This is a genomic window from Ilumatobacter sp., from assembly GCF_965215205.1.
In the GTDB taxonomy this organism is placed as follows: domain Bacteria; phylum Actinomycetota; class Acidimicrobiia; order Acidimicrobiales; family Ilumatobacteraceae; genus Ilumatobacter_A.
This window is the reverse complement of record NZ_OZ244049.1, coordinates 3,815,104-3,828,381: the sequence shown is the minus strand read 5'-3', so window position 1 is coordinate 3,828,381 and position 13,278 is coordinate 3,815,104. Positions and strand designations below refer to the sequence as shown.

Here is a 13,278-nt window from a genome sequence, read left to right as displayed (position 1 = left end):
ATTCGGGAGTGTTCTCGGGAGCCGCCGAACGCGACTCGGGAGAGAAATTCTTGGTCGGCTGCGGATTCGGGAGTGTTCTCGGGAGTCGGGTGCTCGCAGATGGCGACCATGAACGCCACCGCTGCCACGCCGTCCACGTCGATGTCGCCGATCGAGCACATCCTGATCGCGATCGCCGCCGTCGCCGGCTCGCTGTGCCTCGTCGTTTGGGGAGGCGCGACGTTGTCGTCGTTTGCCTCGGGGAGGGGCGCGTCGGGTGTGGGTGTCGGTCTCGGCGACTCGCTCCGAGCGATTCCGCGCCTCGCCGAACGGCCTGAGATGCCGGCCGAGGCATGGCCGGTCGAGAGCCAGCCATCCATCGCGGGTCCTGTCGTCTACTGGGTGTCGACGGGTCTCGTGCTTGTTGGTGTCGTGCTCGCTGGCGTTGCTGTGCGGCGGGTGTGGCGACGTCTGACTCCGGTGCGTCGCCGCCTCGGTGTTGACGCGCATGCCCGGTTCGCGACCCGTCGTGAGCTACGGCCGCTGCTGATCCGCGAGCCGGTGCCGGGTCGCTTCGTGTTCGGTTCGTGGAACGGCTGGATGATCGCGACCGAGAACCGGCGTTGGGCACCGGACCGCCGGACCGGTGTCGCGAAGTGGTGGGCGCGGGTGACGGGTGAGCTGCGTTCGGGGCAGCAGGGCGACATCACGTCGTTGGCGATCTGCGGGCCGACCCGGTGCGGAAAGACCAGCCAATGCGCCGAACCCGGTCTGCTCGACTGGGCCGGTCCCGCCATCGTCTTGTCCGTCAAGCGCGACCTGATGGACACCACCATCGCCAGGCGCCGCGAACTCGGCGACGTCCGTGTCTTCGACCCCGGCGGGTTCCTCGGCACGGGCCGGAGCCATATCACGATCGACGACGACGAGGTCGGCCGCTGGTCACCGCTACGGATGGCGCACACCGCCGCTGGCGCGAAGAAGGCTGGCGAAGCGTTGTCGGCGTGGACACCCCAAGCGGGCGTCGAAGGTGGCATGGGCTTCTGGTCGACCCAGGGCAAGTTGTTGTTCTCGGGGCTGCTCGCTGCGGCTGCGTTGTCGGACCGCCCGTCGATGAACGAGGTCGCCAAGTGGGTGTTCGACATGGAGATGCCGGACCCGTCGAATGAAGCCAAGCGGTGCAAGCCAAGTGAGATCCTCACCGAAGCTTTCAACGATCGCCGCACGGCTGACGCGGCCGAGGACGCGATCCGACATCTCTCGGCCATCTGGAACAAGCCGGACCCGAAGATCGTCGGTTCCGTCTACGCGACAGCACAGACGGTGTGCGATCCGTGGCTCGACCCGAACGTCGTCGCAGCGACCGACCTCGACGGCGAGGGTGAGTGGATCGACCTCGACTGGTTGATGGACACCGGCCCCGAAGGCGACCGGGCCAACACGTTGTATCTGCTCGTGTCGCTCGATGACTACGAGCGCCTGTCGCCGGTCCTCGCCGGCTTGCTCTCCGACTTGAAGTCGCAGGCGTATGAGTGGGAGATGCGCGGCGACCGCCTCCCCGCGCCGCTGCTGATGTTGATCGACGAGGCCGGAAACATGCCGCTGCAATGGCTCCCAGAGGTGTCGTCCACCTGTGCGGGGATCGGCATCCAGCTGGTGACGATCTGGCAGTCGTACGCCCAGATCCACGAGGCGTACGGCAAGCGCGCAGACACGCTCCTGACGAACCACGCGACCAAGCTGTTCTTCCCCGGCTCATCCGACGACTCGACGCTTGGCTACGTGTCCAAGATCGTCGGTGACGAACAGGTCGAACGGCGTTCGTGGTCCAACGACGTCGACGGCGGTCGACGGTCGGTGTCGGGTCAGTCGAACAACGAGGCACTCGTCCCGTACTTCTTGTCTCGGCTGCCGAAGTACGGCTCGGCGCTGATGATCCACTCCAACACGCCGCCCGCGCACGTGCAGGGTCGGCCGTGGTGGAAGATCAAACGCCTCGCCGCGATGGTTCCCGACCCGCCCGAGCGCGACGAACCCGGACCGGCTGTCGGGAGCGGGCCGTGGCGGCCGACTCCGAAACGTGAGTGCCGACGACCCGCCACCCGGCCACCAGCAGTCGTGGCGCACGGCGATGACGGCCAGTTGTCGCTGCTTGCTGCGGAAGGCGAGGTGGCGTGATGGCTCGCACACGTGTCGACCACGCCGCACTTGTCGACGAACTCCACGCCCAACTCGCCGATCGCTTCGAACAGATGACGACGAGCCGTGAATGGCTCGACTACCTCGCCACCGCTCGACGGTTTCACCGCTACTCGCCACAGAACCAACTCCTCCTCGCCCTGCAGGGAGCCGAGGGCTACGTTGCCGGGTACCGCAACTGGCAGCGCGTCCCTGCTCAAGGTGGAGGCACCTGCCAGGTCGCGAAGGGCTCGGTCGGGTTGAAGATCCTCGCCCCGCTCACCGCGAAGGTCGTCGACGTCGACGACGCCACCGGTGAGGAGACCACCCGAAGTCGGCTGCGCGGATTTCGCACGGTCAAGGTCTTTCACCAAGGCCAACTCGTTGCGCCTCCCGACATCGGCGACGCCGTCCTGCCCGAACTCCTCATCGGCGAGAACCGCTGGCAACACGTCTGGTCCGCCGTTGCCGGCCGACTCGAAGACGACGGATACAGCGTCGACCTTCACACACGCACCCCAGTCGAGAAGTGGAACGGGATGACCTCGTGGGCCGACAAAGCCGTTCTTGTCGCCGGCGACCTCGAACCGCCCCAGCGTCTCAAGACGCTCCTGCACGAATGGGCACACGTCGAACTTGGCCACGACACCCGGGTCGAGCTTCCGAGAGCTGTCAAGGAGGTCGAAGCCGAATCCGTCGCCTACCTCCTGGCCCAGACGGTCGGCCTCGACTCCGACGCCTACTCGGTCCCGTACATCGCGAACTGGTCCGCCGGCGACATCGAAACCGTCCAGTCCGCAGCCGAACAGATCCTCACCACCACCAAGCGACTCGTCACCACGCTCGAAGCCGAACTCGGCATCGAACTCACCCCCGACGCGCTCGACCACATGGTCCCCGAGACCAACGTCATCGAACTCCGTGCAACCGCCGACGCTCCACCGGTCGCTGAGATCACGAGCGTCGACGCCGACCAAGTGGTGCAGGAGCTTCCGTTCGTCGAGCCGATTCCTCCGCCCAGCACGACACTGGAGGCGGTTGACGATGCGTCGTTCCTGAAAGCGGTGATGGTCGACCTCGAACCTGACCAGAAGACACGACTTGCGAGCGTCGTCTACGACACGACCCGAGCCGGCGAAGCCGCCGCGATCATCGCAACGTCCGGCCGGACCGCCACGCAGACGGCGCGGGTGCTCGACAGTGTCCACTTCGACACTGAGACCATCCGAGACGCACTGCTCGCCCCGACCGACGACGCAGAACGCCCGACGCTGTACCCCGAGGTCGAAGTACGAGCGGCGCTTCATACCGTCGCCTCGCCGTCCGACGTCGAGATGCTGATGCCACCGGTCGACGAATTCGCTGACGTCGCGAGGCAGTTGCGTGACGACCGAATCGACGACTTGCGACTCATCGCCCGTGCCGTCGGACAGAACGACGAACCCGCACGGATCGCGGCGCTCGCCTACGGCCTCGACATCTCGCCCGACCAGACGATCAAGGTGTGCGCCACCATCGACGCCGCACCCCAGAGGACCATGGCGATCGCAATCGCCATGCGCGAAGGCGACGGAGTTGCAGCGTTCGATGATCTCACCGAAGGATGGCCTGACGTGCCGGGCGGCTGGGAGCAGCACGCACACCCCTCGATGCGAGCAACCCGATCGCTCGCCGCCGTCCCTGACTACAACCCCACCCGAGCCATCCTCGATCAATGGGCCGGAAGATCCACCGCCCCGGAAGGCACGAGCCCGGAGCCCGCGCTGCCATGACCGACGCGAACGAGGAGATGCTCCGGCGGGCACTCGATGACGTCCTCACCATCTGCTGGACCGAGGACACCCCGTCCTCGACGCGATCACCGAGAGCCTCGAGGACTGGACAGCGCTCGCCTCCGCCGAGTTCAACGAGTCGAAGCCCTACGAGGTTCGGCAAGGGACAAGTCGACTCGCGACGGCATTCGAGACGCTGACCCAGGCGGCGCCGACAAGCTCAACGGACAGCGTGCTCTCGAAGGCACTCGCCGACTGGGTGGGACTGTCAGATCCGCGGTGTAACTGGTCTGGCCTGAAACGCTGAGCGACTCGCTTGGCCGGAAGGACAGACAACGATGACAGACCATGATGTGGCGGTGGTGACACCGTCGGATGAGACAAGCGAGGAGCGGCCAGATCGGTCGCTTGCCGAGCAGCTCGTCGACCAGGCACGATCGGACGGGCGGAATCTCGTCGGCCCCGGCGGGCTGCTGAGCGATCTCACGAAGCAGGTCCTCGAGACGGGTCTCGAGGTCGAGATGGAAGAACATCTCGGCTATCCGAAACACGCCGTCGAGGGCCGCAACGGTGGCAACAGTCGCAACGGGACACGTTCGAAGACGGTGATCACCGAGATCGGCCCGATCGAGCTGGAGGTGCCACGCGATCGTGACGGCAGCTTCGAGCCTGAAACGGTGCGCAAGAACCAGCGCCGGCTCGACGGGGTCGACTCGATGGTCATCTCCTTGACGGCGAAGGGTTTGACGACTGGTGAGGTCGAAGCCCATCTGGCCGAGGTGTACTCGACGAACATCTCCCGCGAGACGATCTCGAAGATCACCGACCGGGTCCTGGGCGAGTTGGCCGAGTGGCAGAACCGGCCGCTCGACCGCGTCTATCCGGTCATCTTCATCGATGCGATCGTCGTGAAGATCCGCGACGGTCAAGTCGCCAACCGGCCCGTGTACGCGGCGATCGGTGTCACCGTTGACGGTCAACGCGACATCCTCGGCCTCTGGGTCGGCACCGGTGGCGAGGGCGCCAAGTACTGGTTGCAGGTGCTCACCGAGATCAAGAACCGCGGCGTCGAAGACGCCTGCATCGTCGTGTGCGACGGACTCAAAGGCCTGCCCGAGTCGATCGAGGCGACCTGGCCGTTGGCGATCGTGCAGACCTGTGTGCTGCACCTGATCCGCAACACCTTCCGCCTCGCCAGCCGCGCCGACTGGGACAAGATGGCACGCGATCTGCGACCCGTCTACACCGCCGTCAACGAAGCCGACGCCGCAGCGAGATTGGACGAGTTCCACACCATCTGGGGCAACCGCTACCCGGCGATCCAGTCGCTCTGGAAGAACGCGTGGGCCGAGTTCGTGCCGTTCCTCGACTACTCACCGGAGATCCGCCGGGTCATCTACTCGACGAACGCGATCGAGTCGTTGAACGCCCGGTTCCGGCGAGCAACGAGGGCACGCGGTCACTTCCCCAACGAGCAAGCAGCGCTCAAATGCCTCTACATGGTCGTGCGGTCGCTCGACCCGAAAGGCACCGGCCAGGAACGCTGGATGAACCGCTGGAAGCCCGCCCTCAACGCCTTCGCCATCACCTTCGAAGGCCGCCTCTTCTAAGGCCCTAAGATCCCAACAACAACCATGAGCCAGGTCAGTTACACCAACGATCTGACAGTCCCGACTGGGTCACCGAGTACGGACGCTTGTAGATCGGTCGGCCGCTCACCGAGCGATACGAGCGGAGACGGATCGCCACGTCGACTTGGCTGCCCGATCTGAGGGCGTCGATGGGTTGGTGCGGTGTGCTTGAGCTCTGTTGCGGGCGACAGGTCTGCGACTTCGACGTCACTTGCTATGTGTCGGTTCGGTGGCGGCGGAGCTGGTGGAGGACGTGGGCCGTGAAGAGTGCTGCGGCGATCACGATTGCGATGATGGCGCTGAATGTGATGGAGGTGCCGAGTGCGTTGAGGCCGATGGCGATGGCGGCGGCGCCGAGGACGCTGTTGACTGCGGCGATGGTGGATGCGACGCCGAAGAGGATCCCGGTCCAGGACTTTCGTCGGCCGAGGGCGACGAGTTCGGTGCCGGCGATTTCGTTGGGTGTTGGGAAGTAGGCGGCGGCGTCGGGGGTGAGTTGTGAGTAGTAGGTGCGGATCTTCTGGATGGATCGGAGGTAGGCGAGGTCTTCGACGCTGAGGTCGACGAGGCGCTTGTAGGTGAGTTCGCCGAGGATCCAGAGGGTGGGCAGGACGGCTGCGATGAACGGGCCGGCGCCGCTGTTGTCGTTGCTGCGCATGAATCCGAGAGCAACAAGTGAGGTGGAGACCGCGGCGAGGTAGATCGAGGATCGGCCTGATGCCTCGAAGGTCGTTCCGCCTCGTGCCGATTGCAGGACGAAGTGTTCGGTGACGAGTGCGCTCATGAATGCCTGGTTGTTGTTGTCGGTGTCGCTCATGTCGGCCAGGTTCCGAGTCGTTCTCCGCTGTCGACGTCGAGGACGGCGCCGGTGATGGCGGGGTTGGCGATGAGCGACGCGACAGCGAGGCCGATGTCGTCACCGGTTCCGCGACGTTCGATGAGTTGGCGGTCGGGTTGCATGCCTATGCCGCCGGGCGAGACGACGTTCACTCGGATCGGTGCGAGTTCGATCGTGGCGGCTCGAGCGAGGGCTTCGATTGATCCGTGAAGGCTGGTCCACACCCCGAAGCCGATGCCGGGGCGTCGACCGGACGAACCGGAGATGAGCGTGACCGATCCACCGGGTCGGACGTGGTCAGGGGCGAAGTGGACAGCGTTGAAGCTGGTCCAGAGCCGGCCGTGGGCTCGTTGGAACTCGGAGGGGACGGTGGCTGGAATCGATGATGCCCGCACCGGGCCCGCCGACGTTGCCACGACGAGGTGATCGATGACGCCAAGTTCATCGAGAACTCGTTTCGCTTCGCTGGCGTCACCGAAGTCGGCGGCGATTGTCTGGGTAGCGCCGGTGCGTTGGTGGGCGTCGTTGAGGCGGCCTTGGTCGCGTCCGATGAGGATGACGTCGTGGCCTGCGGCGGCGATGTGTTGGGCGATAGCGCTGCCCATGGCGCCGGATCCGCCAATGATGACTGTGGTGAGGTTGGGCACGGGAGGTTCTCGGTTTCAGGTGAGGAGTGCGCCGCCGTCGACGGGGAGCACACTGCCGGTGGTGTAGGTGTTGGTCATCATGTAGAGAAACGCTGCGGCGAGTTCTTCCGGGCGTCCGAGATGCCCGACGGGCAGGCTCGATCCGTAGCCGGATCGAAAGCCATCGCGCTCGGTGTCGCTCATCGAGTCCCACACTCCGCTGTCGACGACGCCCGGCGCGATCACGTTCACACGGATCGGCTTCAGCTCCGCTGCAAGCGACCGGCCCAGGGTTGCGACGGCGGCGCTGGCGGCATTCATCATGGCGAATCCGCCGTCGGCCGGAGGATCGAACGCGGCGATGCTGGAGGTGAGGGTGATCGAGCCGCCGGGACGGATCCGAGGAGCGGCGGCTCGTGAAGCGAAGAACGATCCCCAGAACTTGTCGAGACTGCGAGTCGCGATCTCGTCGGTCATGTCGACGAACCGCGAACGGTTCTTCACCTCGTCTGCAACGGCGGTGACCACGAGATGATCGAGTTCGCCAACGTCGTCGAACAACGCCGTGATCGAGGTCGGGTCGAGCATGTTCGTCGCAACACCGCGTGCGCCGCTTCCGACAGTTTTGACGGCCGCTTCGAGTTTGCTCGCCGTGCGACTGGCCATCACGACCGTCGCCCCGATTTCGCTGGCGGCCCGGCTCACCGCAAGGCCCTGACCGGAACTGGCGCCGATCACCACCACGGTCTTGCCCGCAAGATCCGCACTCGATGGCAGATGATTCGATTCGCTCACGACAGCTCCTTGTTAGTGATCACTCCGTTAAGATCGCTACACTACGGAATGATCACTAACAAAGCAACAGGTAGGAGAACGACGATGGCGCGACGGCCCCGACACAGCGCAGCAGAGAACAAGCGCACCATCATCGACGCCGCCTCGGAGCTGTTCTACGCCGAGGGGATTCGCTCCGTCGGAGTCGAGCGCATCGCTCGAAGCGCCGATGTTGCGCCACCGACGCTCTACCGCGCATTCGCATCGAAAGACGACCTCATCGTCGCCTATATCGAACAACGCGATCAGGCATGGCGATCCTGGTTCCGTGAGATCGTTGAGGCGGCCCGGACGCCAGAGGAATCCATCTCGGCCGTGTTCGAAGCGGCGCTCGCGCAAGTACAGACACCCCACTACCGGGGCTGTCCGTTCCAGATGGCACTTGCCGAGTTTCCCGCCACCGACCACCCCGCACATCTCGCCGCCGTCGCCAACAAGGAGTGGATGCGAACCCAGTTCGCGGAACTGTGCGCCAATCTCGGGGCCCCCTCGACAACCGGGATGGCCGATCAGTTCTGCGTCCTCCTAGATGGCCTCTACGTCTCGGCACAAAGCCTCGGACCGGCCGGCTACGCCTCCACCGTCACCGACATCGTTCCGCAACTGCTCGAAGCGGCCGGACGCGACGGTCAACCCGAATGATGACGCCGAAAGGCAACGTCGTCTCGGCAAGCCCTCGGAACGCCCTCTTGTGTCGTGCTCGGAAACTGCGTCCAGTCGGCGCCATGGATCAACGCTGCATCCGGCCATTTCGAGCGATCTCGGGGCGAGGAAAGGGTCCGGGAAGCCGTTCGATATTGCGATCGGTTCAGAGAGGGAGTTCGAGGCTCGGCAACTGGATCTTCTCCTGCCTGGTCTTGATCGGTGCAGGCCGTTCGACAGCGCCCAGGTCCATCCCGGACCGTTCTCGATCGGCGACTGCTCGTGCGATGGCGGCTCGGACGTCGTTCGCTCCGGCTGCGGGGTCGTCGTCGCTGACAGCGCTCGTGATCGAGGCAACCAGAGGGTCACCCTCGACGAGGGCGACGTGCGTGAGGTGGTTGACGCGACGGGTGATGGCCGCTGAGAGCTCTGGGTCGGTTCTCGTGCTCCAGCCGTTCAGGATCGATTCGGTCTCGGCCCGTGCGATCTCCGCCTCGATCTCTTGGGCGCGTTCTCGGAGTCGTTCGACGTGGGCACGGGCAAGGATCATCCCACCTTCCCCGGAGTCGACCGTCCCTCCGTCGAACTCTCGGATCGTTCGCCGCAGAGGTTTGAGGTCACGCTCGAGACGACTGATGTGGCGCGCCGGGTTCTGCGAAGCGACCGCCTCGTCGAGTTCGGTGAGCGTTCGTTCTTCGGGGGTGTCGATGCTGGTCCGGATGACTTCGTCGAGCAACTGCTGAGCCTTCGCTGGAAGGGCGACTGGCCAGTGGCCGAGGGGCCCGGCGGCTTCGACGATGGCGGTGAGTTCGTGGTGCTCGATGATGTTTGGCCAGTGTTCGAGGATCCAGTCGCGTCGGGCTTGGTGCTCGGCTCCGGCGAGTTGGATGGTGTCGATCTTGTCGGCGACCGAGACATCGGGTGAGGTGAGGAGTGCGTCGACGATCTTGCGTTGGTCGGCGGGTGCCTTCTCGAACAGGACGTCGAGTTCGGTGATGCGTTCGCGAGCGTCTTTGACGCTGATCGTCGGCGGTCGTTCAGGTTCAACCGATGTCCGTTCGGTGAGCCATTGGCGTGTCGCGAGCCCCTGGTCCATGTGACTGCGCCAGGTGGCGGCGTCGGCTGGGTCGTGGGGGATCGGTCCGAAGCCGGGCACTTGATCGGGGAGTTGGTGGCGGTCGCGCCAGGAGGCGAGTGCTCGGAGGTGGTCGTCGTAGACGACTGCAGCAGTGGCGTTCGTGGGGCGGTGCCCGGTCCACCAGCTGAGCCATTCGGGTGGTGTGGCGCGCAGTCGATGGAACAGCTTGCGTTCGCGCTGTGCGACCGCTGCTGGGACGGTGGTCGGTTCGTGCGGCTCGACGCCACGGTCGAACAATGCGCGGTTCCAGGTGTTCACGTCGCCGTGGATTTGATCGGACAATTCGGTGAGGTAGCGCTCGGCGAGGTCGGTCAGTTCGGCGGGTTCGGGGTGGTCGATCGGCTTGAGTTGCTCCCACGGGAGGGTTCGGGTGTTGGTCCGTTGGCCGTCGCTCGTTGTGAAGCGGATGGTGGCGAGGCCGGTGCTGTCGTGGAGGTGTTCGATGGTGCCGACGTTGTCCCAGTCGAGTGCGTTGACCCGGTTGCCGACGTGCATTGCTGTGCGGTGTGAGATCGCGAGTTGGAGCCGTTCGACGGCCTTGCGGGGGTCGGTCAGCCCGTCTGCTCGGAGTCGATGCGTGACCGTGGAGATGTGGCGTCGGCGTGCGTCGAGTTGTGCGAGGTCGTGGGTGTTGGCGGTGTCGGCGATCGTGTCGAGGTGCGGGTTGGAGGCGAGTGCGAACTCCTTTGCGTGGCTCCGTTCAAGGGTGTCGAGGAGATCGTGTTCGGGGTCGTCGACGTTCTCGGTGGGGAGTGGGATGCCGGTGGTGTGGCCGCGTTCGCCGATGGTGGCGGCGTCTCGGGTGGTGGCGTAGAGGCGTGCGGTGTTGCGGGCGCGGGAGAGAGCGACGTAGCCGGACTCTCGGTAGAGGCCGGCGGGTCCGACGACGAAGATGTCGTCGCAGGTGAGTCCTTGGGCTTTGTGGATGGTGGTGGCGTAGCCGTGGTCGATGTTGCCGCCTTGGACGTACTCGCCGTCGATGCGGAGTCGTCGTCCGTTGACGAGCGCAAGGTCGATGACCGAATGGGTGTGGTCGATGTGGGTGATCGTGGCGATCATCCCGTTGTCGACTCGGCACTCACGACCGGTGTCGAGGTCGCGTTGGCCGTGCATGTTCTTCAATAGGACGACCCGGTCGCCGACCTGGAAGCTGCGGGACCGGATCTGCAGTTCGGGTCCGGAAAGGAACCCGGCGGCATGTGCGCGGTGCCGGGCGAGTGCGTTGAGTAGTTTCGCCTCGGCGCGTGTTCCGGCGATCAGATGAGCTGATGCGCCGATGGTGTGGCTGGTCCACCAGTCGTCGATCGCTCGCTGGCGAATCGTGGCGGCGGTGCCGGCGAGGACGACGCGATCGTGTTGTTGGTAGGTGTTCCAGAAGGTCGCGAGGTCGCCGTTTCGGAGGTGGTCGAGAGCGGCGTGTTCCCATTCGTGGCGTTGTCGCCGGTTGATCTTGAGTTCGCATCGCTGGTCACCGACGGCCGCGAGCGCGGCGCGGAATCCGCCGCCGGCGGCGATCTCGGGAAGTTGGTGATGGTCCCCGACGAGGATCACCTTCGCGCCCACTTGGTGGGCTCGCGTGACGATCGTGTGCAGGTCGACGGTGCCGCACATTGCTGCTTCGTCGACCACCACGATCGTGTTCGAGTCGAGGTCGGCATTGGTGAGGAAGCGGGGGACGGTGAACGACTCGATGCCGGCGCCGTCGCCGAGCTCTCGTGCTGCGCGGGCTGTGGGGCATACCCCGACGAGGCGTTGGCCGGCTGCGGTGTAGACGTCGTTGACGGTGCGCATCGTGTAGGTCTTGCCGGTGCCGGCTCGACCGACGATCACTTCGACGGCGTTGCCCTGGGTGCAGATGCAACGCAGCGTGTCGGCTTGGTCGGCGCCGAGGGTGCGGCCAAGGGCTGCGAGCATGGTGTCAACGAAGTCGGCGTCGAGCGCTCGGTCCGGTGTCGGGTTCGGTTGGAACAGGTCGATGAGTTCTGCTTCGAGTTGCAGGAGGCGTCGGGTGGTCCACTCGTCTCCCCAACCGACGGGACGCTGGTCGGGCGCGGGGAAGGGGACGAGTTCGGGGTGGGCGAGCACGGCGTCGGTGAGCCGTTCCAGCAGTTCCGAATCGGTGTTGCGGGTGAGGTGGTCAGCTACTGCGTTCTGGATCTCGTGGCGGGTGATTCTGGCGTTGCGATCGGGGAGGTGGTGAGCGACGCGGGCAGCGAAGTCGTCGATCGACATGGAAACGACGACGGAGGCGCCGGTGTGGGGGTCGGGTCGTCGAACGTCGATCATCGAAGCTGGTGTGGGTGGCGCGGTGGGGGCGATTGGTCGGCAGGAGGCGAGGAGTTGGTTGATGTCGGCGGGTCCGAATCCGATGCTGGTACCGTCGTCGAGCCACGCCCGATCGAGGGTTGCCTGGTCGACGTCGAGCTTCGCGGTACGGGTGGCGAGGGTGACCTGGGCTGCAGCTGCGGCGCCGGCTCGGCCTGAGCGTTCGAGTTCGTCTTCGATCTCGTTGCGTCGTTTCGAGAAGTGCTTCAACACCTGCTTGGAGATGCCGGCGATGTCGGCGACACCGTTGTGAACGGGTGTCCAGTCGATGCCGAGGCGACGGGAGAGTTCGTGGCGAAGCGCCGTCTGGAAGACGGTGCCTGCGGCGATCTTGGAGCGGTAGAGGGCTTGGCCGTCGAGCGCGGTCCAGCGGCCATCGGGGCCCTGGGCGAGGTTGGCGACCAGAACATGGGTGTGCAGTTGTGGGTCACCGGCACGGCTCGTTCGGTGGTCGAACCCGGCGGCGATGAACCCGCTGCCGGGCAGCTGGCGGGTGCCGAACTGCTCAAACGGTGCGGTCGTGGCGTTGCGGTTGTTCGAGCCGCGGCGCACGAAGCAGGCTTCTCGTTCGAGCCAGCCAATCGACTCACGCACAGCGGCGTCGAGCGCTTCGACGATCTCGTTGCGGACGAGCACGTCGCCGAAGGCGTACATCACCGACACCGACTTCGGTGTCGAGAACGTGAGATCGAAGCCTGGGACGCGTCCTTTCCAGGTGCGGATCTGGGTGCCGTTCGGAGACAACCCCGTGCCCGGCGACAGGCCGGCGAGCACGGCGCGGAGGTCGTCGCCGGTGACCTCGTCGACGAGGTTCAGCAGAGCAGCGCCGGTGCCGATCCAGCGTCCCTGGGTCTCGGCTCCGGCGGTGTAGTAGTCGTCGAGACCGGACGCGACCTGGCCCAGGTAGTACGCCTCGGCACCGACCCGGAGCTTCCACAACGACAACATCCACCTTCCCGAAGGCCTCACGAGTCGCCCTCGCGTTACACGATCGGGAGCGCGTGCAGCACCTTGGTGCATATGTGTAAATCGTGCTGAGTTCTGTTGGATGAGCGTTTCGTTCATCTGGTGGAGGTGGTCGTGGTTTAGTTGGTCTGTGGTGTTCGTTCTGGTCGTTGGTGATCTCGTTCGGTTCGGTGGTGCTGTTGATTCGTCAGTGGATGTGGCTATGCGGTGTTCGTCTGCTTCGGTTGGCCGTGGTGTCGGCGATGTTCTGTTGCTCGGTCTTTTCACGGTTTCGGTGTAACGGTTTCGGTGTAACGGTCTCGGTGTTCGTGAGGCCTTCGTTCAGGTAGGTCGGCTCGTGCGGATGAGC

Annotated in this window: 8 protein-coding genes; 4 read left to right on the top strand and 4 right to left on the bottom strand. The window is 65.2% G+C overall.

The window, feature by feature from the left end; translation table 11 throughout:
• Nucleotides 1-318: 318 nt before the first annotated feature.
• The 3 genes from ACOOHC_RS17950 (at nucleotide 319) to ACOOHC_RS17940 (ending at nucleotide 5,539) form a co-directional block, all read left to right on the top strand.
• Entirely contained in the window at nucleotides 319-2,157 is a 1,839-nt protein-coding gene (locus ACOOHC_RS17950; RefSeq protein ID WP_420451741.1) for a type IV secretory system conjugative DNA transfer family protein, read from the top strand.
• A complete protein-coding gene (locus ACOOHC_RS17945; protein WP_420451740.1) occupies nucleotides 2,157-3,929 on the top strand; it encodes an ArdC family protein in 1,773 nt (590 codons plus the stop codon). The genes ACOOHC_RS17950 and ACOOHC_RS17945 overlap by 1 nt, the downstream gene beginning before the upstream one ends.
• A gap of 338 nt (nucleotides 3,930-4,267) precedes the next feature.
• Complete coding sequence (locus tag ACOOHC_RS17940; protein ID WP_420451164.1) at nucleotides 4,268-5,539, top strand: IS256 family transposase; 1,272 nt, start codon at nucleotides 4,268-4,270, stop codon at nucleotides 5,537-5,539.
• Nucleotides 5,540-5,774: 235 nt separating this feature from the next.
• On the opposite strand, the gene ACOOHC_RS17935 is transcribed toward ACOOHC_RS17940, so the two are convergent.
• Genes ACOOHC_RS17935 through ACOOHC_RS17925 form a run of 3 tightly spaced genes read right to left on the bottom strand, consistent with a single transcriptional unit; the run spans nucleotide 5,775 to nucleotide 7,819 of the window.
• A complete protein-coding gene (locus ACOOHC_RS17935; protein ID WP_420451739.1) occupies nucleotides 5,775-6,377 on the bottom strand; it encodes a hypothetical protein in 603 nt (200 codons plus the stop codon).
• The gene (locus ACOOHC_RS17930) at nucleotides 6,374-7,045 is read right to left on the bottom strand and encodes an SDR family oxidoreductase (protein ID WP_420451738.1); all 672 of its coding nucleotides are present in this window, start codon (nucleotides 7,043-7,045) and stop codon (nucleotides 6,374-6,376) included. The genes ACOOHC_RS17935 and ACOOHC_RS17930 overlap by 4 nt, the downstream gene beginning before the upstream one ends.
• Before the next feature lie 15 nt (nucleotides 7,046-7,060).
• Entirely contained in the window at nucleotides 7,061-7,819 is a 759-nt protein-coding gene (locus ACOOHC_RS17925; protein WP_420451737.1) for an SDR family oxidoreductase, read from the bottom strand.
• 84 nt (nucleotides 7,820-7,903) lie between these two features.
• Here ACOOHC_RS17925 and ACOOHC_RS17920 point away from each other — a divergent pair, with 84 nt between their 5' ends.
• Nucleotides 7,904-8,500, top strand: coding sequence for a TetR/AcrR family transcriptional regulator (locus tag ACOOHC_RS17920; RefSeq protein WP_420451736.1), 597 nt, complete (start codon nucleotides 7,904-7,906; stop codon nucleotides 8,498-8,500).
• Nucleotides 8,501-8,666: 166 nt separating this feature from the next.
• Here the strand turns inward: ACOOHC_RS17920 and mobF are convergent, their stop codons facing one another.
• Entirely contained in the window at nucleotides 8,667-12,911 is a 4,245-nt protein-coding gene (gene mobF, locus ACOOHC_RS17915; RefSeq protein WP_420451735.1) for a MobF family relaxase, read from the bottom strand.
• Between the last annotated feature and the right edge of the window lie 367 nt (nucleotides 12,912-13,278).

Coding starts and splice junctions, on each gene's coding strand:
- ACOOHC_RS17950 (WP_420451741.1), top strand. CDS start 319: ATGCCGGCCGAGGCATGGCCGGTCGAGAGCCAGCCATCCATCGCGGGT.
- ACOOHC_RS17945 (WP_420451740.1), top strand. CDS start 2,157: ATGGCTCGCACACGTGTCGACCACGCCGCACTTGTCGACGAACTCCAC.
- ACOOHC_RS17940 (WP_420451164.1), top strand. CDS start 4,268: ATGACAGACCATGATGTGGCGGTGGTGACACCGTCGGATGAGACAAGC.
- ACOOHC_RS17935 (WP_420451739.1), bottom strand. CDS start 6,377: ATGAGCGACACCGACAACAACAACCAGGCATTCATGAGCGCACTCGTC.
- ACOOHC_RS17920 (WP_420451736.1), top strand. CDS start 7,904: ATGGCGCGACGGCCCCGACACAGCGCAGCAGAGAACAAGCGCACCATC.
- mobF (WP_420451735.1), bottom strand. CDS start 12,911: ATGTTGTCGTTGTGGAAGCTCCGGGTCGGTGCCGAGGCGTACTACCTG.